The organism is Rhodococcus sp. UNC363MFTsu5.1 (assembly GCF_000686785.1).
Classification (GTDB): Bacteria; Actinomycetota; Actinomycetes; order Mycobacteriales; family Mycobacteriaceae; genus Rhodococcus_G; species Rhodococcus_G maanshanensis.
This window is the reverse complement of record NZ_JMLO01000015.1, coordinates 46964-72181: the sequence shown is the minus strand read 5'-3', so window position 1 is coordinate 72181 and position 25218 is coordinate 46964. Positions and strand designations below refer to the sequence as shown.

The 25218-nt window shown below is 71.0% G+C and carries 8 protein-coding genes; 5 read left to right on the top strand and 3 right to left on the bottom strand.

Features of this window, described 5'->3' with window-relative positions; translation table 11 throughout:
* Window positions 1-17: 17 nt before the first annotated feature.
* Genes BR31_RS0114155 through BR31_RS0114145 form a run of 3 tightly spaced genes read left to right on the top strand, consistent with a single transcriptional unit; the run spans window position 18 to window position 2781 of the window.
* On the top strand, window positions 18-899 hold the full coding sequence (locus tag BR31_RS0114155) for a glycosyltransferase family 2 protein (RefSeq protein ID WP_027501541.1): 882 nt from the start codon (window positions 18-20) through the stop codon (window positions 897-899).
* Window positions 900-939: 40 nt separating this feature from the next.
* Window positions 940-1836 (top strand): glycosyltransferase family 2 protein, encoded by an 897-nt coding sequence (locus BR31_RS0114150; protein ID WP_027501540.1) that lies wholly within the window; start codon window positions 940-942, stop codon window positions 1834-1836.
* A gap of 54 nt (window positions 1837-1890) precedes the next feature.
* Window positions 1891-2781: a glycosyltransferase family 2 protein gene (locus tag BR31_RS0114145; protein ID WP_037176650.1), complete on the top strand. Its 891-nt coding sequence runs from the start codon at window positions 1891-1893 to the stop codon at window positions 2779-2781.
* Window positions 2782-2793: 12 nt separating this feature from the next.
* Here BR31_RS0114145 and BR31_RS28650 read toward each other — a convergent pair whose 3' ends face one another.
* Entirely contained in the window at window positions 2794-3753 is a 960-nt protein-coding gene (locus BR31_RS28650) for a glycosyltransferase family 2 protein (protein ID WP_051637416.1), read from the bottom strand.
* 258 nt (window positions 3754-4011) lie between these two features.
* Between BR31_RS28650 and BR31_RS28645 the strand changes: the two genes are divergently transcribed.
* Entirely contained in the window at window positions 4012-4620 is a 609-nt protein-coding gene (locus BR31_RS28645; protein ID WP_051637415.1) for a CatB-related O-acetyltransferase, read from the top strand.
* A 32-nt stretch (window positions 4621-4652) separates the two neighbouring features.
* The gene (locus BR31_RS0114130) at window positions 4653-5540 is read left to right on the top strand and encodes a glycosyltransferase family 2 protein (RefSeq protein ID WP_027501538.1); all 888 of its coding nucleotides are present in this window, start codon (window positions 4653-4655) and stop codon (window positions 5538-5540) included.
* Here BR31_RS0114130 and BR31_RS0114125 read toward each other — a convergent pair.
* A complete protein-coding gene (locus BR31_RS0114125) occupies window positions 5537-6421 on the bottom strand; it encodes a glycosyltransferase family 2 protein (protein WP_027501537.1) in 885 nt (294 codons plus the stop codon). The genes BR31_RS0114130 and BR31_RS0114125 overlap by 4 nt on opposite strands.
* On the bottom strand, window positions 6418-25098 hold the full coding sequence (locus BR31_RS28640; RefSeq protein WP_051637413.1) for a non-ribosomal peptide synthase/polyketide synthase: 18681 nt from the start codon (window positions 25096-25098) through the stop codon (window positions 6418-6420). The genes BR31_RS0114125 and BR31_RS28640 overlap by 4 nt, the downstream gene beginning before the upstream one ends.
* Window positions 25099-25218 lie beyond the last annotated feature (120 nt).

Below are 25218 nucleotides of genomic sequence, written 5' to 3'. Positions count from 1 at the left end.
TGCCATAGACTCCGGCCGTGCTACCCCGACTGGTATCCGTCATCATTCCCGCATACAACGGTCTTCCGCTGATCGACGAACAACTCGACGCATTGGCCGCGCAGGACTACACCGGCGCCTTCGAGGTCGTCGTGAGCGACAACGGATCCAGCGACGGCCTTCGGGAGCATCTGGCCCGCCATCCGCTCGCCGATCGGTTGCGGCTTCGGTGGGTCGACAGTTCCGACAAGCAGGGAACCCCGCACGCCCGCAATGTCGGTATCGCCGCCGCGCATGGCGAGTTTCTCGCCTTCACCGATCAGGACGACCGGGTCCATCCGGGTTGGCTGACCGCGCTCACTCTCGCCGCACAGGACTTCGACGCGGTCGGCGGGGCGGTGGAAACGGCGTCGATCAACACGGCCGAGGTCGCCTCGTGGCGCCCGATGCCCGCACCCGACGAGCGGTTCGAGGAGGTCGGCTACCTGCCCTACGCGATCGGCTGCACCTTCGGGATCTGGCGCCCCGTCATCGAGAAGGTCGGCGGCTTCGACGAGTCCTTCACCCGCGGCGGCGAGGACACCGCGCTGTCGTGGACCCTCCAGCTCAACGATTTCACCCTGGGACACGCACCCGACGCCCTGGTGGCATACCGATTCCGCACCACCTACCGGGACACCTGGCGACAGTTGCGCGGGTACGGCGAGAACTCCGTCAAGCTCTACCAGGCCTTCCGCGAGCACGGGCACCCGCGTCACAGCGTCAGGAACCTCGCGCTCTCCTCGATCGGGGTCGTCCTCCTCAACCCGCTCGTGCCCCGGTTCATCGCGCGGATCCCGCGCGGCATGTGGTTCGCCCAGACCGGCTTCCTCGCCGGGAAGATCCGCGCCAGCATCAAGCACCGGGTCTTCTATGTCTGAGTCGGTCTCCGCGCAGGTCGACCGTGGCTATCATCAGGCCGTGACCGCACCGGCCCGCGTACCCAGCTTCGTCTCCGTGATCATCCCCGTGTACAACGCCCGACACCTGATCGACGCACAGTTGTCGGCGCTCGCCACCCAGGACTACCCGGGTGAGTTCGAGGTCATCGTCAGCGACAACGGTTCCACCGACGGGCTGCAGGATCACCTCCGCGACCATCCGCTGGGACAGGCACTGAACCTGACTGTCGTCGACAGTTCCACGGCCCCCGGCGCCGCGCATGCCCGCAACGTCGGCATAGACCGCGCGAAGGGCGACTTCCTCGCGTTCTGCGACGCGGACGATCAGGCCCATCCGGAGTGGCTGTCGGCCCTGGTCGAGGCGGCCCCCGGCAGCGACGCGGTTGCGGGCACCGTGGAAACCCACACCCTCAACTCGGCCGAGATCCAGCGATGGCTGCCGATGCCCGACCCGAGCGAGCGGCCCATGCTGTTCGGCTGGAAGCCGTCGATCTTCTCGGGCTCCTTCGGAATGTGGCGGACGACGTCGGAAACCGTCGAGGGATTCGACGAGCGCTATGCGCGTGGCGGCGAGGACAACGATCTGGCGTTGCGAATCCACTTCGCCGGGCTGAGCCTCGCCCACGCGCCCGCCGCGCTCGTCTCGGTTCGGCTGCGCAGCACGATGGGCGACGTGTGGCGGCAGATGGTCAAGTACGGCGAAGCCGATGCGAAGGTCTACGCCGCCTACGTCGACCGCGGCGTTCCGCGCCGGCCCCGGCTCGCCGTCGTCGCCGAGGTCATTCGACTGACTCTGACCAACCCCCTTCTGCCGCAGCGCATCTCGGGAACCTCGCGTGGACACTGGGTGCAGAGCTGTGCACACCTGGTCGGCCGGGCGATCGGAAGCGTCAAGTACCGGACATACTTCCTCTAGGCGACCACCCATGCTCGCAGAGAGAAGCGCCTCACCCAGCCGTAGGATCCGCGGATGACTCGTGATCTACCGCGCCTGGTGTCCGTCATCATCCCCGCGTTCAACTGCGCTCACCTCATCGACACACAGTTGACCGCGCTCGCCGAGCAGGACTATACGGGCACCTTCGAGGTGATCGTGAGCGACAACGGGTCAACGGACAACCTGCCAGCGCTCCTCACCAACCACCCCCTGGCGGCACGGCTGGATCTGCGGCGCGTCGACTCCGCGGGGGTCTCGGGCGCCTCGCACGCCCGAAACGTCGGGGTCGAACACGCGCGCGGCGACTTCCTCGCGTTCTGCGACGCCGACGACCGGGCACACCCGACATGGCTTACCGAGATGGTCGTGATGGCGACGACCTCCGACGCCGTCGGCGGGCCCATCGAGACCGATTCCCTCAACGACCCCGACGTCGCGGCGTGGCTGCCTGCCCCGCCGCCCAACACGCAGGCCGTCGTCCCAGGGATGTACCCCGTCGCAGGAAGCTGCAACTTCGGATTGTGGCGCAGCGTCTTCGACGCCGTCGGCCCATGGGACGAGTCCTACATCACCGGCAGTGAGGACGCCGACTACTGCCTGCGGCTGCAACTGGCCGGGTTCGGCCTCGCACACGCCCCGAAAGCACTGATGGGCTACCGGATCCGAAGCTCACACTCCGAGTTCCGCAAGCAACAGTCAGCGTGGGCTCAGGCGCAGGTCCGGTTGTATGCGCAGTATCGCGACCGTGGCGCCCGACGCCCACCACCGACGATGACGCCGATGCAGCTTCTCCTGCTGGCGCTCCACAACCCCGCGCTCCCCCGGCCCATCAGACAGCTGTCGTACGGACAGTGGCTGTTCTATGCGGCCGGCATCGCCGGGCGGGTCCGCGGCAGTATCCGGCACCGGGTCTATTTCATCTGACGGGTGGGGCGGTCACACCGTCACGGTGGCGCCCACCAACCTCCGTGCGCCCTGCTCCCTGGCGCGCCGCAGCTCACGCCGCGGGGACCCGAGCAGGAGTTTCGCGCGCCTTGCTCGATCAGGGCCTCGAACAACCGAGGCCAGGAAAAGGTCCGCCCACACCAGGCACCCCCATCCGAATCCACTCGCGCGCAACGACAACGGCAGGGAACTGTCGGCCACCACCTTGGACAGGATCCGGTAGCGGTCCAACCAGTCCTTGTTCTGCGCGGCATTCGCGAAGGACTCCGACGCCCCATGGTGGAATCGAACCGACAGTTCCACCGGCGACCACGCCACCGTCGAGCGTTGCATGATGCGCATCCACAGGTCCATGTCGACGAGCTGATAGATCCCCTCATCAAGGCCGCCGACATCGAGAGCCGTGCTGCGCCGGACCATCACGCAGGTCGGCTCACCCACCCAGTTCCCCCGCGCACCGCCGCGGACGAACTGCGCCACCAGCGCGGCGCCCTCGTTCGTCGACCCCAGGTCCCGAAAGTTCTGCTCGAGGCGTGCATGCCGCTCGCGCCAGGTCACGTCCTCGGTCTCGATGATCCTCGGCGCGAAAGCGAGCCCGACCCTGCCATCGTCGAACAGCGGCGAGAGGGTCGAAAGGCAGCCCGGCAGCAGGAGATCGTCGCCGTGCACGAACTGGATCGCCCTGCCCCTGGCCAGACTCAGACACCGATTGTGGTTACCGACGAGCCCGAGCCTGACCTCGTTGCGAAGGACTCGTGCGTTCTCGCCGGCCAGTGAGCTGGCAATCTCGTAACTGCCGTCGGTGGAGTCGTCGTCGATGATCAGGAGCTCGAAATCCCGGAAGTCCTGACCGGCGATGCTCTCCAGGCAGCGCGCGATGGTGTCGGCATTGTTGTACATCGGGATGCAGACGCTGACCGCCGGGGCCGAGTATTCGGTTTCGACTGACACTTCTCTCCCTCACCTGGCTCACGTACCGATCGACGCTCACGGACGCCGCGTCGGCCATTCAACCAGCCCCGGCCGACCGCTGGCCGCGATATCAGAAGCGTGCTGGGTCCGAGGGAGCGGGTTCGAGAGCTTTGAAGGACGGTAGCGGTGCGAACGGGTTACCCTCTCCACTGGCCCGCGCAGCGCGGGTGGGGAGACGGGGGTCGACTCGGCGGCACAGCCGCCGCATGTCGCGAACCGTCGGCAAGGGCGGAGCACATGAATCTATTCCGGTTGCGGCGGACCTCGAAGCTCAAGGACATCGAGAAGGTCCAGCGTCTGGGGCTCGGCACCGTCGGAGTGGGGACCTACGGAAACCCGAAGATCCTCACCTTCACCCACGACCCGACGCGCCTGACGATCGGCTCCTACTGCTCCATTGCGGACGAGACGCTGATCGTGCTCGGTGGTCAACACCCGACCGACGAGGTGACGACCTATCCCTTCCGGATCATGCTCCAGCTCCCCGGTGCGGGCGAGGATCGTCACCCCCTGCCGAAGGGCGACATCGTCATCGGCAGCGACGTGTGGATCGGTGCGGGCGTGACCATCCTCAGCGGTGTCGACATCGGGCACGGCGCGATCCTCGGCGCGGGTGCCGTCGTCTCGAAGGACGTGCCTCCCTACTCCATCGTCGGCGGCAATCCGGCCCGTCTCATCAGGAAGCGGTACGACGAGGAGACGATCGACAAGCTGCTGCAGATCTGCTGGTGGGACTGGCCGCAGCAGAAGATCGTCGAGAATCTGGAACTCCTGTCCGCACGCGATCCGTCCGAGTTCCTCGAGCGCCATCTGCCCGCTGCCGGGTGCGACCGGTCCCGAGCCTGAGCCAATTCATCGTCATGAGCCGTGAGGAACGCATGCCAGCGCAAAGCCCTGACCTCGTCTCGGTGATCATCCCCGCCTACAACGCGATGGGTGTCATCGATGTGCAGCTGACCGCACTGGCGGAGCAGGATTACCAGGGCACATTCGAGGTCATCGTCAGCGACAACGGTTCAACGGATGGGCTCGCCGAGCACATCGACGGCCACCCGCTCAGGGGCGTCCTCGACATCCGCCGCATAGATTCGTCCGCCACGAAGGGCGCTCCCCACGCCCGCAACGCCGGAGCCGCAGCGGCCCGCGGCGAGTACCTGGTGTTCTGCGACGCCGACGACATGGTGCACCCGGAATGGCTCGGCGCCTTGGTCGACGCCGGGCAGAAGTACGACTCGGTGAGTGGGCCCGTCGAGACGACCACCCTCAACACCCCGAAGGTCGCCTCCTGGCGACCCGTGCAGCCGCCGGACAAGCCCGAGGAGACACCGGGTTTCCTCAACTTCGGACTGTCGGGCAACCTCGGGGTGTGGCGCAGCGTGTTCGAAGCGGTCGGCGGGTTCGACGAGTCCCTCAACGTCGGCGAGGATGTCGACATCACCTGGCGAATTCAGCTCGCGGGCTTCACTCTCGGCCACGAGCCGAAGGCGATGGTGGCCTACCGACTCCGCGACAACTACCGCGCCCTGTGGCGTCAGTCGTTTGCATACGGCGAGGCAGGTCCCGAGCTCTACCGGCACTACCGGTGGTACGGTCTGCGGCCCACCAAGCCGCTGCACCTGCTCGTGTTCGCGTTGGGCCTTGTGGTCCGGAATCCGGTGGTTCCCAGGTTCATCTCCCGCCTGTCGACAGGCGGCTGGATCTACTACACCGCCTTCGCGGCAGGCCGGATCTCCGGCAGCGTGAAGTACCGGATCTGGTTCGTCTAGACGAACCAGACGCGGTGCCTGATGCTGCCGCGGACCCGGCCGACCATGCGGGCCAGGTAGGTCAACCACTGCCCACGGGGAAGGCGGGTGAGAGCCCTGGGCAGCAACGGGTTTCGGATCACGAGTAACACCGCAACCACAGGGAGCGCGAGCAGGTTCCGCCGGAATCCATCGCTCCGATACCGCTCGAACAGCAGCGGATCGACCTCCCCGTAGGACACGCTCTGGTCCCACAGCGCCCGATAGCTGGTGCGGAGCCGATACGCGGTCATGGCCTTCGGGGCGTGGCCGAGCGTGTATCCGGCCAGCTGGACGCGCCAGGAGAAGTCCATGTCCTCCCCCGCGCGCAGGAGCGACTCGTCCCATCCCCCGACGGCATCGAAGACATCCCGCCAGACCCCGCAGTTGCTGCCGCTGGCGAAAGCGAGAAACCCCGGGAAGGCGAAGCCCTGCTCCGGCGCCGCCATGTCGACGCGTTCCGCGATCTCGGGAGGGTTGATCGAACCGGTTTCCAGTCCGCCGCTCACCATGTCGAACTCGCGAGCGGCCTCCACCAGTGCCGACAGCCACCCCGGGTGTGCGCGATCGTCCGCATCGCAGAACGCCAGGAACTCGCCGTTCGCCGCCGCGACCCCCGCGTTACGGGCGTGCGACGCGCACTGCGCATCGGGGGCGTCCACGTGCCGCAGTCTCAGCCGCTCCCGTAAGGGATGGCCGGCCAGATGATCTCCCAGCCCGTCCGTGGAACGGTTGTCGCCGACCACGACCTCCATCTCGCCTGCATAGTCCTGCGCGGCGAGCGCCTCGAGTTGCCCGTCGATCACCTCGCGCGCGTTGTATGCCGGGATGACGACCGACACCAGCTTCGGCTCCTGCCTCATTCGCTCCCCCTACTCACGGTGGACAGAATCTCCGTGTAGCGCTTCACGATCAGCTCCCCTGCCGCCGTGTCGAACAGGTCGGTCGAATACAGCGCGCCACCGGTGATGCCCGCGGGCGCGCCGTCGTCATCGTAGTGATCGTTGAGGCTGAACTCGATGTCGTGCTTGGCCACCTCGGTGACGAACGGATGCCCCTCGATCCGGATCCCGCCCAGGTCGACGTCGATCTCGCCGCCGCCCGGCTGCAGGATCAGCTCCACCTGGAACAGGCGCTCCCTGGTCCCGAGCGCCTCCTCCAGGCGGGGGTTCGAGACGTCCGGATTCGCGAAGGCGCCGAGCGCGACGTCACGCACCCTGGCGACCAGCTCGGTGAACGGCTCGCCCTCCTCGACGGTCACCGGCATCAGCACATCGTCGGAGAAGTTGCCGACGACCTCCGCGAGCGCGGCCTCGTCGCGGCCCGCGATCGAGGTGGCCAGCGTGACGTCCGCGACCGACGCGAGATCGCTGACCAGCACCGCGAACGCGGCCTGCATCACGATGAACAGGCTGGCCCGGCACTCGTGCGCGAGCGCGAGCAACGCCGCGTGGGTGTCCGCGTCGATCGACACCGGTGCGGTGGCACCGGCGGTCGTCCGCTTCGCCAGCCCAGCGCCGGCGAGCTCGAGGCGCTGCGGCCTGCCCTCCAGCGCTCCCAGCCAGTACTGCAGCTGCCGGTGCGCCTCGCTGCCGGTGTCCGCGACGTCGCCGAGCACCTCGTGCTTCCACATCGTGTAGTCGCCGTACTGCACCTCCAGCGGCGACCACTGCGGTTCGACGCCCACCGATCGGGCGGCGTAGGCGATCATCACGTCGCGGGTGAGCACGCCCATGCTCGCCCCGTCGGCGGCGATGTGGTGCACGACGATCGCCAGCACGTGATCGTCCTCGGCGAGCGCGAACAACCGCATCCGCAGGGGCAGCTCGCGGGAGACGTCGTAGTCCGCCCACAGGTAGCGCTGCACCTGCTCGTCGAGCTCGTCCGCCGACACCTGCACCCGCCGCAGCTCCGGGACCGCGTCCTCGGCGGGCGCCAGCACCTGCACCGGCCCCGACGAGGAGTCCGGGTACACGGTGCGCAGCGCCTCGTGCCGGGCCACCACGTCGGCCGCGGCGGCGCGAAGGACGTCCACGTCGAGCGGACCGCGAATCCGCAACGCGACCGGGATGTTCCAGTCACCGTTTCTGGTCTCGTGGTTGGCGACCCAGATCCGCTCCTGCGCGGGCGCGAGCGGGATCTGCGCGGGCCGCGGCCGGGCCCCGAGCCGGGGCCGGTCCCGGTCCTGCGCGTCCACCCGGCGGGCCAGCCCGGCCACCGTCGGATCCTCGAAGAACTCGCGGACGCTGACTGTGGTGTCGAAGACCTCGCCCATCCGCGCCGTCACCCTCGTCGCGAGCAGCGAGTTGCCGCCGACGTCGAAGAAGTTGTCCTCGGCGCCGACCCGCGGGCGCTCGAGCAGGTCCGCGAAGATGCCCGCGATGATCTGCTCGCTCGGCGTCGTCGGCGCCCGGAAGGCGCTGGAGCTGAGGAACTCCGGCTCGGGCAGCGCCTTCCTGTCCAGCTTGCCGTTCACGTTGAGCGGCAGCTCGTCCAGGAACACCACCACCGACGGCACCATGTAGCTCGGCACCCGCTCGCCTGCGAAGGCGAGCAGGGACTCCGCGGTCGGCGCCTCGCCCGCGACGGGCACCGCGTAGGCCACCAGGTTCTCGGCGCCGTGCGGACCGCGGTGCACCAGGACCACGGACGCATCGATCGCCGGGTGGGCGGTCAGCGCCGCCTCGATCTCACCGAGCTCGATCCGGAACCCGCGCAGCTTGACCTGGAAGTCGCTGCGCCCGACGTAGTCGAGCACGCCGCGATCGCGGCCCAGCCAGCGGACCACATCGCCGGTGCGGTACATCCGGGACCCCTTCGGGCCGAACGGATTCGCGACGAAGCGCTCGGCGGTCAGGTCAGCGCGACCGGTGTAACCCTGTGCGAGCTGGGCGCCTGCGATGTACAGCTCGCCCGGCACCCCGACGGGCACCGGGTGCAACCGCGCGTCGAGCACGTACACCTGGGTGTTCCACTCGGGCACACCGATCGGCACGGTGCGCTCGTCCGCGGGCCCGCAGCGGTGGTGGGTGACGCTCACCGCCGCCTCGGTTGGGCCGTACAGGTTGAACACAGCCGCGTCGCTGAACTCGGCGAACCGGCGCACCGTCTCGGCGGGCAGCGCCTCGCCGATGCAGATCACGCGGCGCAGCGACGCGATCGGCTCCGAGCCGACCGACGCCAGGAACGCGGTCAGCAGCGACGGCACGAAATGCATGGTGGTGACGCGGCTCTCGCGCATCAAACGGGCCAGATACGACGGGTCCTGCTCGCCGCCCGGCTTCGCGATCACCAACCGGGCCCCGGCGGTCAGCGCCCACCAGAACTCCCACACCGACAGGTCGAAGGTGGCCGCGGTCTTCAGCATCACCGCGTCGTCGGCGCCGAGCCGGTACTCGGACTGCTTCCACAGCAGCTGGTTCGCGATCGCCCGGTGCGGCACCGCGACGCCCTTCGGGCGCCCCGTCGATCCGGACGTGTAGATCACGTAGGCGGTGTTCTGCGGCCGCAACGGAGCGATCCGGTCCGCATCGGTGATCGGCGCGGGGCTGTGCTCGCCGAGGACACCGTCGAGCCCATCGACCAGCAGCAGCTCCACCCCGTCGGGCGGCGTGATCGAGACGCCCGTCGCGGTCAGCACCACCACCGGTCGCGCCGAGTCGAGCACGTAGGCGGTGCGCTCGGCCGGGTGGTCCGGGTCGATGGGCACGTACACGCCGCCGGCCTTGGCCACCGCGTACATCGCGACGAGCAGCTCCACCGAGCGCCGGATCGCCAGCGCCACGCGAGCTTCCGGGCCGACCCCGCGGGCGATGAGCTCGCGGGCCAGCCTGTTGGCCCGCGCGTCGAACTGCGCGTAGGTCAGCTCCGCACCCTCGAACACCGTCGCGGTCGCCGCAGGGCTCCTGCGGACCTGCGCGTCGAACAACTCGGCGAGGGTGGTCTCGGGCACCGGGTGGACGGTCTGGTTCCAGCCCGTCACCAGCTCCTCGCGGTGCAGGTCGTCGAGGATCGGGATGTCGCCGACGACGGTGTCCCGGTCGGCCACCACCGTCCGCAGGATCCGCTCGAACCGGGCCGCGAACTGCGCGACGGTGTCGCGGTCGAACAGGTCGGTCGCGTAGGTGAACGACGCGGCGATCTCGGCCGGATCCCCCACCTCGTCGTGGCGGTCCAACAGCGTCAGGTGCAGGTCGAACTTCGCAGGCTCGAACCCGGCGTCGAGCGCCTCGATCTCGAGGTCCGGCAACGCGAACCGGGTGCGCTCGAGGTTGTGGAAGGACAACGCCACCTGGAACAGCGGGTGCCGGGCCGTCGAACGGGTCGGGTTGAGCACCTCGACGAGCCGCTCGAACGGCACATCCGCGTGACCGAAGGCGGCCAGGTCGTTCGCGCGCGCCAGGTCGAGCACCTCGCTGAACCGCTGCTCCGGGCTGACCCGGGTGCGCAGCACCAGGGTGTTGACGAACATGCCGACGAGATCGTCGAGCGCCTCCTCGCCGCGGCCGGCGATGGGCGAGCCGATCGCGATGTCGGACTCGTTGCTCAGCCGGCTCAGCAAGACCGCCAACGCGGCGTGCATGACCATGAAGAGGGTGGAGTCCTGACCGCGCGCCAGATCCAGGAGTGCCCGGTGCGTCCGGGCGTCCAGGGTGAACGCGTAGGTGTCGCCGCGATAGGACTGCTCGGCAGGCCGCGGCCGGTCGGCGGGCAGGTCGAGCTGCTCGGGCAGGCCGGCCAGCTCGGCGGTCCAGTACGCGACCTGACGCGCGGCCACCGAGTCCGGACCCTGCTCGTCGCCGAGCACCGCACGCTGCCAGAGGCTGTAGTCCGCGTACTGCACCTCGAGCGGCGACCACGTCGGCTGCGCGCCGTGCAGGTGCGCCGAGTAGGCGACCATCACGTCCCTCGCCAGCGGCCCCATCGAGAAGCCGTCCGCCGAGATGTGGTGCACCACAAGCGCGAGCACGTGCTCGGTCTCACTGACCCGCAGCAACCGCACGTGCAACGGGACCTCGGTCGTGACGTCGAATCCGGTGGAGGCCAGCTCGATCACCCGCGCGAGCACCTCGTCCTCGCCGACCGGGACCGGCACCAACTCCTGGACCGCCTGGTCCGCGGGCAGGATCACCTGGCACGGCCCGGCGTCCGAATCCGGGTAGACGGTGCGCAGCGACTCGTGCCGCTCGACCGCGTCCGCCACCGCGGCGCGCAGCGCCGCCGTGTCGAGCCGGCCGGACAACCGCAGGGCGAGCGGGATGTTGTTCACGGCGGAGGCGGTGTCGAAGCGGTTGAGGAACCACATCCGCTGCTGCGCGAGCGACAGCGGAATGCGTTCGGGCCGCGGCATCCTGGCCAGCGGGATGCGACCGGTCTCCATGGACGCGGATTCCGCGCGCACGGCCAGCTCCGCCACCGTCGGGTGCTCGAACACCGCACGGATCGCCAGCGAGGTGCCAAGCGCGGAGTTCACCCGGGCCACCAGCCTGGTCGCCAGCAGCGAGTTCCCACCGAGCTCGAAGAAGCTGTCGTCCACCGACACCCGCTCCGCGCCGAGCAGCTCGGCGTAGACCCCGGCGACGGCCTCCTCGACCGGGTTCGTCGGGCCGCGGAACTCGCGGTCGGTCACGAACTCCGGCACCGGCAGCGCGCGCCGGTCCAGCTTGCCGGTCGCGTTGATCGGCAGCGCGTCCAGCACCATCACCGCCGACGGCACCATGTAGGCAGGCAACGCGTCGCCGATCGCGGCGCGCAGCTCCTGCGGGTCCAGCTCGGCGCCCGCCTCGGCGACCACGTACCCGACCAGGTTCTCCCCGGTGTGCGGGTCTCGGTGCAGCGCGACCACCGACTGGGCGACACCGGGACGGCCGACCAGCGCCGCCTCGATCTCGCCGAGCTCGACGCGCAGGCCGCGCAGCTGGACCTGGGTGTCGCCGCGGCCGACGAAATCCAGCGCCCCGTCGCGGGTCCGGCGCACCAGGTCGCCGGTGCGGTACATCCGCTCGCCGTCGCCGTACGGGTTGGCCACGAACGCGGACGCCGTCAGCGCGCCGCGACGGTGGTAGCCCCGGGCGAGACCGGGACCGGACAGGTACAGCTCACCGACCACGCCGACCGGCACGGGCCGCAGGCGGCGGTCGAGCACGACGGCCCCGGCACCCTCGAGCGGTGTCCCGATGGTGATCCGGTCGCCCTCCTGCAGCGGCTCCGTCACCGTGATGACGATGGTGCTCTCGGTGGGGCCGTAGCTGTTGAAGAAGTTGCGGCCTGGCGCGAACCGGGCCACCAGCTCGGGCGGGCAGACGTCGCCGCCGACCATCACCGAGCGCAGGTCCTCGAGACCGTCCGCGTCGACCGTGCCGAGCGCGGCGGGCGCGGTCAGGATGTGGCTGACCCGCTCGGACCGCAGCAGCGCGGCCAGCTCGCCGCCGCCGATGATCCCCGGCGCCGCGACGACCATGGTGGCGCCCGCGCTGAAGCCGACCAGCATCTCGAACACCGACGCGTCGAAACTCGACGACGAGAACCTCAGCACCCGAGACGAACTCGTCACGGCCAGCTCGGTGCGCACGTCCGCGCAGAAGGTGGACAGGCCGGTGTGGGTGACCACAACGCCCTTCGGGACGCCGGTGGAGCCGGAGGTGTAGATCATGTACGCCGCGCTCGCCGGGTCGATCGGCGCGGCGAGCTCGTCCGCCGCCACTGGGCCCGCGGACAGCGCGGACCGCTCACTGGTGAGATCGGCGTCGTCGAGGGCCAGCCACTCGACCGTGCCGGGGAGCCGATCGCGTTCGCCTGCGACGGTCAGCCCGAGGACCGCCCCCGAGTCGGTGAGCATGTGCCGCGCGCGCTCGGCGGGCAGCGCCGGGTCGATCGGCACGAAGGCCGCCCCCGTCTTCGCGACCGCCCAGAGCGCGAGCACGGATTCGGCGGACCGGGCAAACGAGGTGGCCACGAACGACTCCGGGCCGATGCCCCGACCGAGCAGCACCCGCGCCAGGCGGTTCGACTCGGCGTCCAGCTCCGCATAGGACACCTCGATGTCGCCCGCGCAGCGCAGCGCCACCGCGTCGGGGTCGATACCCGCACCGGCCGCGAGGATCTGCGGCAGCGTGCGCACCGGCGGCGCGGGCAGCGCCGGGCCGGCGGTGGCCGCGAGCCGTTCCGCCTCGTCGAGCACCTCGACCTCGCCGACCGGGGTGTTCGGGTCCGCCGCGACGGACTCGAACACCCGCACCAGGCGCCGCGCGAACGCGTCGATCGTGTCCGGGTCGAACAGGTCGGCGGCGTAGGTCACCGAGGCGGCCATGCCGCCGCCCGCGCCGAGCTCACGGAAGGTGAGCTCCAGGTCGAACTTCGCGACGTCGATACCCGGGTCGAGCGCGGCCACCTTCAGGCCCGGCAGCTCGAGCGAGCCGACGCCCTGGTTCTGCAGCGACAGCCCCACCTGGAACAGCGGCGAGTGTGCCTGCGAACGAGGCGGATTCGCCGCGTCGACGACCTGCTCGAACGGCACGTCGGCGTGGCCGTACGCGGCCAGGTCCGTGCTCCTGGTCGCCGTCAGCAGGTCCGCGAAGGTGGTCCCCGGCTCGACCTGGGTGCGCAGCACCAGCGTGTTGACGAACATGCCGACGACGTCGTCGAGCGCCTGCTCGCCCCGTCCCGCGATGGGGGTGCCAATCGAGATGTCGGAGCTCCCACTGAGCCGCGCCAGCAGCACTGATAGCCCCGCGTGCAACACCATGAAGAGGGTGGCGTTGTGCGCACGGGCCAGCGCGTTCATGGCCGCGGTCAGCTCGGGGCCGATCTCCAGGTCCGCGCGGGCGCCGCGATAGGAGGCGACGGCGGGCCGGGGCCGATCGGTCGGCAGCTCGAGCACGCCGGGGGTGCCCGCGAGCTGGCCACGCCAGTACGCGAGCTGCCTGGCGGCGACGGACAGCGGGTCGTCCTCGTCGCCGAGGACCCGCCGCTGCCAGAGTGCGAAGTCGGCGTACTGCACGGGCAGCGGCCGCCAGGACGGCTCTTCGCCGACGGTCCGTGCGGTGTACGCGACCATCAGGTCGCGCGCCAGCGGCACGGTCGATGCGCCGTCGCCGCTGATGTGGTGCACCACCAGCACCAGCACGTGCTCGGTGTCCGTGAGCCGGAACAGGCTGCCGCGCACCGGAACCGCCGCGGTGACGTCGAAGCCCTGCGACAACAGCCCCGCCATGGCGGCGCGCAGCTCCTCGCAGCCCGACACCGGTACGGGGGTCAGGTCCAGGTCCACCCGGGCCGCGGCCACGATCATCTGGCGCGGCCCCTGCTCCGAGGCGGGGAAGACCGTGCGCAACGACTCGTGCCGCTCGATGACATCGCGCACCGCCGCCACCAGCGCGAGCACGTCGAGGGCGCCGGTCAGGCTGACGGCCAGCGGGATGTTGTAGGCCGGGGACTCCGGGTCGAACTGGTTGAGGAACCACATCCGTTGCTGCGCGGCTGAGAGCGGCACCACCGCGGGGCGCGCCTCGGCCACCAGTTCGGGGCGGACGATCTCGCGCTGCGCGCCGTCGACGCGGGCGGCCAGCGCCGCGACCGTGGTGGCCTCGAACAGCTCCCGCACGCCGAGCCCGGTGCCCGCGATCGCGTTGATCCGGGCCATCGCCCTCGTCGCGCTCAGCGAGTTGCCGCCGACCGCGAAGAAGTCGTCCTCCGCACCGACGCGCTCCAGGCCGAGCACCTCGGCGAACACATCGGCCACCGAGGTCTCGGTGCGGGTGCGCGGCTCCACGAACTCGCGGACCGTGAACACCGGCTCCGGCAGCGCTCGGGTGTCCACCTTGCCCGCGGGTGTCAGCGGCAGCTCGTCCAGCACGGTGATCGCCGACGGCACCATGTAGACCGGCAGCAGCTCGCGCGCGTGCGCGGTGAGCGTCTCCGCGTCGGTGGTCCGTCCCGACACCGGGAGCACATAGGACACCACCGACACCACGCCGTCGGCGCCCGTGTGGCCGACGGTGATCGCCGCCTGCACGCTCGCGTGCCCGGCCAGCACGGCGTCGATCTCGCCGAGCTCGACCCGGTGTCCGCGGACCTTCACCTGGAAGTCGGTGCGGCCCAGGTACTCCAGCTCCCCTGCCGCGTTGGCGCGGACCAGGTCACCGGTGCGGTACAGCCGCGAGCCCGGCGCACCGAACGGGTTCGCGACGAACCGGTCCGCGGTGAGCGCGGACCGCCCGTGATAGCCACGCGCCAGACCGACGCCTGCCACGTACAGCTCACCCGCGACCCCGGCGGGCACCGGGTGCAGTCGCCCGTCGAGGACCACCGCGTCCGTGCCGACCACCGGTGCGCCGATCAGCACCGGCTTGCCCGGCTCCAGCGGCCCCTGATGGGTGGCCATGATGGTCGACTCGGTCGGACCGTACGCGTTGAACATCCGGCGTCCCGGCGCCCACCTGCGGACCAGGGCCTGTTCGCAGGCGTCGCCGCCGACGACCACCACACCGATCGCGTCCAGCCCGTCCGGATCGAGGGTGGCGAGCGCGCCCGGGGTGACGAAGGCGTGCGTGACCCCGCCCGCCCGGAGCACCTCGGCCAGCTCGTCGCCGCCGTAGACGCCGACCGGTACCACGACCATCGCCGCGCCGCCGCCGACCGCCATCAGCAGTTCGAGGATCGACGCGTCGAAGCTGGGCGACGCGAAATGCAATGTCCGCGAATCTGGTCCGACGGCGTACTGGCCGCGCTGCTCTGCCACGAAGGAGGCGAGCCCCAGGTGGGTCACGACCACGCCCTTTGGCGTGCCCGTCGAGCCGGAGGTGTAGATCATGTACGCCGGGTGTCCCGGCCGCAGCGGCACGATTCGGTCGCCGTCGCCGACGGGTGTGGCCGGTGCGGCGGACAGCTCGGCCACCGCGACCTCGTCGTCGAGCGCGATCCAGGACACCACGTCCGGGAGCTCGCCCCGGTGTGTGGTCAGGGTGACACCGATGGCCACCGCGGAATCGGCCACCATGTGCGCGATCCGCTCGGCCGGGTAGGTCGGGTCGATCGGCAGGAATGCCGCGCCCGTCTTGGCCACGGCCCACAGCGCCAGCACCGACTCGATGGAACGCGGGACCGCGAGCGCGACATACGATTCCGGGCCGACACCGCGCGAGATCAGCAGCCGGGCCAGCCGGTTCGAGCGCTCGTCCAGCTCGCCGTAGGTGAGCTGGGCCTCGCCCTCGATCAGCGCGATGTCGCGCGGGTTTCGGACGGATTCGAGCAGCAGCTCGGGCAGGGTGCGGGTCTGCGCTGGTGCCGGACCGGTCACCGGCACCAGGGTCGCGCGCTCGTCCGCACCCAGCAGGTCGAGGTCGCCGACGGGCCGGGACGGATCGCCCGTGCCGTCGCGCAGGATGGTCAGGAAGCGCGACGCGAAGCCCTCGATCGTGCGGCGGTCGAACAGGTCCCGCGCGTAGGTGAACGCGGCGACCGCGCCCGCGGGGTCGCCGCTGCCGTCGAAGTGCTCGGTCACCGTCAGCTGCAGGTCGAACTTGGCGATCCCGAAATCGATCGGCTCCGAGGCGATCTGCAGGCCGGCAAGGACGATGGCGTGCTCGCGGGCGTCCTCGAGCGCGAGGACCACCTGGAACAGCGGGTGATGGGCGGTGGAGCGGGCCGGGCTGATCACCTCGACCAGGCGCTCGAACGGCACGTCGGCGTTGCCGTACGCGGCCAGGTCGGTGGCCCGGACCCGCTCCAGCAGCGCGGCGAACGAGCGGGCCGGGTCCACCTCGGTCCGCAGCACCAGGGTGTTGACGAACATGCCGACGACGTCGTCGAGGGCCTGCTCACCGCGGCCGGCCACCGGGGTGCCGACCGCGATGTCGCCGGTGCCGCTCATCCGCGCGAGCAGCACCGCGAGGGCGGCGTGCAGGACCATGAACGGCGTCGAGTTCGTCGACCGGGCGAGGGCCTTCACCGCGGCATAGGCGGCGGTGTCGAGCTCACACTCGACGGTGCCGCCCCGGTAGGACGGCACGGCGGGTCGCCTGCGATCGGTCGGCAGGGCCAGCACCTCGGGCACCCCGGCCAGGGCCGCGGTCCAGTAGTCGATCTGGCGGGCGGCGGTCGAGTCCGGGTCGTCCTCCGACCCGAGGACCGCGCGCTTCCACACCGCGTAGTCCGCGTACTGCACCGGCAGCGGCGTCCACGACGGCGCCTGGCCGCCGGTGCGGGCGGAGTAGGCCTGCACCAGGTCCCGGGCCAGCGCCTGGATCGACCACCCGTCGATGCTGATGTGGTGCACCACGACCACCAGCACGTGATCGTCGGGCCCGGCCGCCAGCAGGGTGAGGTCGAGCGGGATCTCCGCGGTGACGTCGAAGCCGGAGGCCACCGCCGCCCTGACCCTCTCGGCCAGTGCGTCCGCGCCGAGCGGCTCGTCGTCGCGGAGCGCGTCGAGGGCGAGCTCGTCGAGCGCCTCGGACGTAGGCAGGATCCGCTGATGGGGCCCGGTCGGCGAGTCCGGGTACACCGTCCGCAGCGACTCGTGTCGCTCGAGAATGTCGGCGACGGCCGCCGCGAGCGCGGACACGTCGAGCGTGCCGGTCATCCGCAGCGCGGCGGCGACGTTGTACGCGCCGGAGGCGGGGTCGAACCGGTTGAGGAACCACATCCGGGACTGAGCCGGGGACAACGGGATCGGGTCGGGTCGCGGGCCGGCGAGCAGTTCCGGGCGGTGCACGTGACCGGTGAGCACGTCGTCGACGACGGCGGCCAGCCCGGCGACCGTCGGCGCCTCGAACAGCTCGCGCACGCTCACCCGGGTGCCGAACTCGGCGTTCACCCTGGCCAGCAGCCGCGTCGCGGCCAGCGAGTTGCCGCCGAGGTCGAAGAAGCTGTCCGTCGCGCCGACCGGGTGCGCGGATTCGAGGACCCCAGCGAAGATCTCGGCAAGGGCCAGCTCGGTTGGGGTGCTCGCGGCCACGAACTCGGCGGTGCCCGCGAACTCGGGGGCGGGCAGCGCCTTGCGGTCCAGCTTGCCGCTCGGGTTCAGCGGCAACGCGTCGAGGACCGTCAGCACGGACGGCACCATGTACCGCGGCAGCGCCGCGGCGACGGCGTCCAGCACCGCACCGGTGTCCAGCATCTGATCGCCGCGCCCGGAATCGCCTGCGGGCACCGCGTACGCCGCCAGGTAGTCCCCCGCCGGTCCGTCGCCGCGGACCACCACCACGGCCTGGGCCACGCGGTCGTCGCGCAGCAGCGCCGCCTCGATCTCGCCGAGCTCGATGCGCTGGCCGCGCAGCTTGACCTGGAAGTCGGTGCGGCCGATGTACTCCAGTTCCCCAGTTGCGTTCCAGCGGACCAGGTCCCCGGTCCGGTACATCCGCGAGCCGGGGTCGCCGAACGGGCTCGCCACGAACCGGTCCGCGGTCAGGTCCGGCCGCGCGACGTATCCGCTGGCCAGCTGGACGCCCGCGAGATAGAGCTCTCCCGCGACACCGACCGGCGTCGGCCGCAGCCCGGCGTCGAGCACGTAGGTCTGGGTGTTCCACACCGGTGCGCCGATCGGGACGACCGTCTCGCCGGCCGCCGTCCGGTGGTAGGTGACGTCGACGGAGGCCTCGGTGGGTCCGTAGAGGTTGTGCAGCTCGGCGTCGGTGCGTTCGTGCAGCGCCGCGACGGTGCCGGGCGCGAGCGCCTCACCGCTGGTGAAGATCCGGCGCAGCGAGCCGCACCTGGCGATGTCGGCGCCCATCAGGAACACCTCGAGCATCGACGGCACGAAGTGCATGGTGGTGATGCCGTACTCGCGGATCGCCGTCTCGAGGTAGACGGGATCGCGGTGACCGTCCGGCTCGGCGATCACCATCCGGGACCCGGTCTGCAACGGCCAGAACAGTTCCCACACCGAGACGTCGAACGTCGCCGGGGTCTTGAGCAGCACCGCGTCGTCCCCGCCGAGCGGGTAGCTGTCCTGCATCCACCTGAGCCGGTTGACGATGCCCCGGTGCGGCACCGCGACACCCTTGGGCCTGCCGGTCGATCCGGACGTGAAGATCACGTAGGCGGTGCCCTGCGGTCGCAGCGGTGCGGACCGGTCGGCGTCGCGTACCGGCGACGGCGAGAGGTCGGCGAGGTCCAGCTCGTCGACCGCAACCGTCGCGACGGTCGCGGGCATCGACTCGCGGTCGGCGGCGGTGCTGAGCACGAGTACCGGGGCGGACAGTCCCGCGACGTACTCGATCCGCTCGTCCGGCTGCTCGGGATCGATCGGCAGGTACGCGCCGCCCGCCTTGAGCACCGCATAGATCGCGACCACCATCTCCGCCGAGCGGCGCATGGCGATCCCGACCAGCGACTCCGGCCCGACGCCCGCGGCGATCAGGTGGCGTGCCAATCGGTTCGCCCTGGCGTCGAACTCCGCATAGGACAGCGCGTCGGTGCCGAACACGAGGGCGTTCGCGTTGGGGGTGCGGGCCACCTGCGCGTCGAACAGGTCCACCAGGGTCGCGGGCACGACCTCGTGATCGGTCGCGTTCCACTCCCGCAGCACCAGTTCGCGTTCGGCGGGGCCGAGCACCTCGACGCCTGCCGCGGTGATCTCCGGGTTCGTGGCCATCGCGCCGAGGACCAGCGCCAGCCGGTCCGCGAGCGTGGTGGCCTGTACGAGGTCGAACAGATCGGTGCGGTAGCGCAGGTGCAGGTGCAGCTGCGGGTCGAGGATCGACATCAGCGTCAGCGGGTAGTGCGTCGCGTCGCGGCCCTGCAGCCCGGTGACGCGCATGCCGGCGATGTCGGTGTTCTCGTCGAACCCGGCGCGGTCCACCGGGTAGGACTCGAAGACGGTCAGGGTGTCGAACAGCGCTCCCAGGCCGGTCGCGGCCTGGATGTCGGCGAGCCCCAACTGGTGGTGCTCGAGCAGCGCGGTCTGCTCGTCCTGTACCCGCCGCAGCAGTTCCGCGACGCTCGCGTGCGGATCCACCCGGACCCGCACCGGCACGGTGTTGATGAACAGGCCGAGGATCTCCTCGACGCCTGGCAGCTGGGCGGGCCGGCCGGACACCGTCGCGCCGAACAGGATGTCGTCGCGGGAGAGCAAGCGGGACAACAGCAGTCCCCACGCCGTCTGGATGACGGTGTTGAGGGTGACGCCCTGGCCACGGGCGAGCTCGCCGAGCGCGTCGACCAGGCCCGCGGGCAGCGCGACGTCCACCTCGCCGGGCAGACCGAGCCCGGCGGCGGGGGCCTGCGCCGACGCGATCAGCGTCGGCTCGGCGACCCCGTCGAGGACATCCGCCCAGGCGTTCACGGACTCCTCGGAGTCCCAGTGCGCGCGCCACTCCAGGTAGTCCCGGTAGCGGCGGGCGTCGGGCAACGCGGGTCCCGCGCCGCCGGCGGCATACCGGACCAGCAGCTCGCGCACGAGCAGCGGCATCGACCAGCCGTCGAGGACGATGTGGTGGTTGGTCAGCGCGAGCACGCACCGATCGTCGGACATACGGATCAGCAGCATCCGGAGCAGCGGCGGCCGGTCCATCGCGAACCGGGTGAGCCGTTCCTCGTCCAGCAGGCGCTGGAGTTCGGCCTCGCGTGCGTCCGCCGCGACCTCGGTCAGGTCGACCTCCCGGAACGGCACCTCCACCTGATCGAGCACGAGCTGGGCGGCGATTCCGTTGTCGTCGTAGACGAATGCGGTGCGCAGGTTCGGATGATGGGCCACCAGCGCGTTCGCGGCGCCGCGGAGGCGGGCCGGGTCGACGACGCCTGCCAGGTCCATCACGAGCTGCGCGGTGTAGACGTCGATCGTCTCCGCGGCGAGCGTGGCGTGGAACAGCAGGCCAGACTGCAGCGGGGACAGCGACCACACGTCGGTCAGCGAGGGGTACCGGTGGTGCCAGCGGTCGATCTCGTGCTGGCTGACGGTCACCAGCGGCAGGTCCGACGGGGTCAGTCCGCCCGCGTCGGGCTGCTCGGCGTGCCCGGCCATGCCCTCGAGCGCGCGGCGCCACAGCCCCGCGAACGCGTCGATCTCCTCGGCGGTCAGCAGTCCGGGCGCGAAGGCGAACGACGCCTGCAGGATCGGGCCGTCGGCGCCGTCCACGACCATCGCGTTGATGTCGACGGCGACGGCGGCGGTCATCGCGAGCCCGCTGCCCGCGTTCAGGTCAGGGGCGGCGGGGTCGGGGGTGAAGCCGAGGTCCCGCAGCGCCTCGCCCAGGTGTCCGGTGCCGAGCCTGCCGAGGTAGTTGAAGCTGATCTGCGGCGCGGGCAGCGACGCCAGCACGGACCCCGCCTCCGGGTCGAGGTGACGCAGCACGCCGAAACCGACACCGCGCGAGGGCACGTCGAGCAGCTGCTCCTTGACCGCCTTGATCACGGTGCCCGCGGCAGGGCCGCCCGACAGCACGTCGTCCAGGTCCGCGTCCGGCACCTCGAGGCGCACCGGGAAGGCACTGGTGAACCAGCCGACCGTGCGGGACAGGTCCGCTCCGGCGACGGCCTCCTCCTCGCGGCCGTGGCCCTCCAGGGTGAGCAGCACCGACGACTCGGCGATCCCGCGGTCGCGGCGCCACGCCGTCAGCGCGACTGCGAGCGCGGACAGCAGTCCGTCGTTGACCCCGCAGCCGAAGGCGGCGGGCAGCGTGGTGAGCAGGCTCTGCGTGGCCGCGGTACCGAGCTCGACCTGGACCCGCTCCGCGTCCCCGACGCGGTCGCGGGCCGGGTCAAGCGCGCGGCGGCCGAGCAGCGGGTCCGGGCTGTCGAGGATCTCGCGCCACCGCGACAGCTCCCCCGCGTGCGCCCCCTCCCGCGCCGAGTCCAGCACGCCCTGCGCCCACCGGCGCAGCGAGGTGGCCACCGGCGCCAGCTCCGGTTCGAGGCCCGCCCCGAGCTGGGCCCAGGCGGTCGCGAGGTCCGGCAGCAGGATCCGCCAGGACACCCCGTCGACGGCGAGGTGGTGGATCACCACGAGCAGCCGGCCTGCCGACTCCCGCGGGTCGAGCCACACGAGCTGGGCCATGACCCCGGCCGCCGGGTCCAAACGCGCGGCGGCCGAGGCGCATTCGGCGAGGACCAGCTCGTCGAACTCCCGGCTGCCTGGCGCGGTCGGCGCCGCCACCCGGGTGATCACCGCGCCGGCGTCGACCGTTCCCGGCGCGCCGGTCTCGAAGACCCACTCACCGTCGGCGTCGCGACGCAGGCGCGAGCGCAACGCGTCGTGCCGATCGAGGACGGCCTGCAGCGCCCGGCCGAGCCGGTCGCCGTCGACCTGCTCGGGCAGGGTCAGCAGGACCGACTGGTAGAAGGCGTCGAAGTCGCCGCGATCGAGGATCGAGGCCACGATCGGGGTCAGCGCGACGGTTCCGACTCCCCCGCCCTCGAGCTCGGTGAGCGCGGGCGCGGGCGCCGCGGTCACCGGCACCGCGATCTTGGCGATCTCGGCAACGGTCTTGCGTTCGAACACTTCCCGCGCGGTGAAGCTTAGTCCGAGCGCACGGGTGCGGGCCACGATCTGCATCGCGATGATGCTGTCCGCTCCGACCGCGAACAGCGACTCGTCCACGCTCAGCCGGTCCAGCCCGAGCGTCTCCTCGACGACGCCGGCGATGAGCCGCTCCGCGTCGGTGCTCGGCGCGCGGTACTGCTGGTCGCGCGAGCCGAAGACCGGCTCGGGCAGCGCCCGCCGGTCCAGCTTGCCCGCCGAGGTGAGCGGAACCCGCTCGAGCGTCATCACCGCCGCGGGCACCATGTGCGCGGGCAGGAACTCGGCCAGCCGCCCGGTGACCGCGGCCGGGTCGATGTCGGCGCCCGGCTCGGGCCGCACGTAGGACACCAGGGCCGTACTGCCGCTGGCGGTCTCGTAGGCGATGGTCACCGCGAAGTCGATGCCGTCCTGGTCGAGCAGCGCGGCGTCGATCTCGCCGAGCTCGATGCGGAAGCCGCGGATCTTGACCTGGAAGTCGGACCGGCCGACGAAGTCGAGCTGGTGATCGGCGGTCCAGCGGACCTCGTCGCCGCTGCGGTACATCCGGGAGCCGGGCGCGCCGAAGGGGTTGGCCACGAACCGGTCCGCGGTCAGCTCCGGGCGGCGGTGGTAGCCGCGGGCCAGCCCGGTGCCAGCCAGATAGAGCTCACCGACGACACCGACCGGCACCGGCCGCAGCTTGCGGTCCAGCACCAGCGCCTCGGCGCCCTGGATCGGGCGGCCGATGGTGATCGGCGCGGCGCCGTCGAGGGGATCGCCGATCGTGATGACGATGGTGGTTTCCGTCGGGCCGTAGCTGTTGGTGAACCGGCAGACGTCCGCGAAGCGCGCGACCAGGTCGGGGGTGCAGACGTCGCCGCCGACCACCACCGCTTCGAGGTGTTCGAGGCCCTTCGGGTCGACCGTGCTGAGCAGGGTCGGCGCCGACATGATGTGGGTGACCCGCTGCTCGCGCAGCAGTTCGGCGAGCTCGTCGCCGCCGAACATCTGCTCGGGCGCGACGACCATCGTCGCCCCGGCGCTGAACGCCTGGATCATTTCGAAGACGGAGGCGTCGAAGCTGGCGGAGGAGAACCGAAGCACCCGCGAGGCGGCGGTGATCCGCAGCTCGTCCCTTGAGGCCGCGTCGAAGTCGACCAGCGCCGCGTGGGTGACCAGCACGCCCTTCGGCACGCCGGTGGAGCCGGAGGTGTAGATCATGTAGGCGGTGTTCTCCACCGCGAGGGGCACCACTCGGTCGGCGTCGGAAATTCGTGCCGCCGAACGCGATTCGCACCTGCGCCGGACCGCGGTCTCGTCGAGGACGATCCAGTCGACGAAGTCCGGCAGCAGCGAGACCTGGTCGGCGCCGGTGAGTCCGAGCAGCACGCCCGAGTCGTCGAGCATGTGGCGGATCCGGTCGGCGGGCAGCTTCGGATCGATCGGGACGAACGCGGCCCCGGTCTTCGCTACCGCCCAGCAGGCGACCAGCGCGTCGGCCGAGCGCGAGAACGCCAGCGCGACGAAGGTCTCGGGCCCGGCACCCGCGTCGATCAGCAACCGCGCCAACTGGTTCGACTTGGCCTCGAGCTCCCGGTAGCTGACCTCGGTCTCCGATGTCCAGATCGCGACGCCGTCCGGGTTGGCGGCCACGCCCGCGGTCAGCAGGTCCGGCAGCGTGCGGGCCGGCAGCGCCGCCGGGCCGCGGAACGGCACCAGCTCGGAGTACTCGTCCGGGTGCAGCACCTCGAGAGCCGTGACGGCGGCGTCGGGATCGGCCGCGGCGAAGGCCGCGAAGAACTCGAGGAATCGCGCGTGGTGCCCCCGCAGCTCCTCCGCCGAGTACAGGTTGGGGTTGGCCTCGAAGTCGATGTGCGCGCGGCTGCCCGCGACGCTCGGGTAGATGTTGACCGAGATGTCCTCGACCGGACCGGTGGTGAGCACGTTGAGGCGGCCGATCAGCTCGCCGAGCCGGATCTCGCTGTGGAACATCATGATGTTGATCGCGGGGCCGAAGAAGCCGCGCCTGGCCCCGCCCGACCCGGCATCGCGCCTGATGTCCTCGTGCCGGTACCGCTGATGCCGCAGCGCGCCGGTCAGCTCGAGCGCGACCTCGCCGATCAGGTCGGCGGAGGTGGTGTCGTCGGCCACGGCCAGCCGCAGCGGCACGACATTGGACACCATGCCGCCGGAGCGGCGGAGCTTGGCGGTGGTGCGCGCGGACACCGGCAGGCTCAGCGCGATGTCGTCCTCGCCCGTGAGCCGGGACAGGTAGGCGGCGACGGCGGCGACGGCGACCGTGGCCAGCGAGGCTCCGGGCTGACGTTCCGCGACGCGCGCCACGGCGGCCTCGGCCGCGGCGGGCAGCGGACCGCTGACCACCAGTGAGGAGGAGCCGACGGGGCCGGTGCGGCCGGAGAGGCTGATCGCGGGCGGCAGGTCGCGCGCCCGCTCCGCCCAGTGCTCGCGGTCCTTCTCGAACCGGCTTGAGGCGCGGTACGTCGCCTCCTCGGCACTGATGTCCGGCAGCGCGCTGGCCTTGAGCTCGTCGGGCTCGCGGCCCTCGACGGCCGCGGTGTACCGCTCGGCGGTGCGGCCCATGAACGTCATCGCGCCGAAGCCGTCGAGCGCGATGTGGTGGATGCGGGAGTACCAGTAGTAGTGGTCGTCGGCGACGCGCAGGGTTGCCGACTCGATCAGCCGGTCCGAGAGCAGGTCCATCGGCGCGCTGTACTCGGCGCGCATCCAGGCCTCGGCCGCGGCGTGCGGATCCTCGGCACCGCGGAAGTCGACATGCGCCATCCGGTCACGGAGGGAATGGTCGATCTGCTGGAACGGCTCGGCGTCCACCTCGACGATGCGGAGCATGCCGGTGCCCATCTCGCGGGCGGCCGTCGCCCCGGCATTCGCGAGGGCCTCGACGTCGAGGTCGCCGACGATCTCGACGTACTGTGCGATCGCGATCGGGACGTCCCCAAGCAGGTGCTGCGCAAACCAGATGCCACGCTGAGCTGCAGAAAGAGGAAACAGCTCACCCCCTGAGGCTGAGCGCTCCTCGGTGAATCCAGCGGTACCGTGACCCCCGACGGGTCCGCGTTCCAACGACAAAATCCGACCCCTCAATAGAGCAACAACTCGTGCAGGTTAGGCGATCCGCGTGTCGCCGCGCTGGCGGATCGGATGAACGTCCGACCAATTCAGATCCCGAGCATGTTCGCCCGG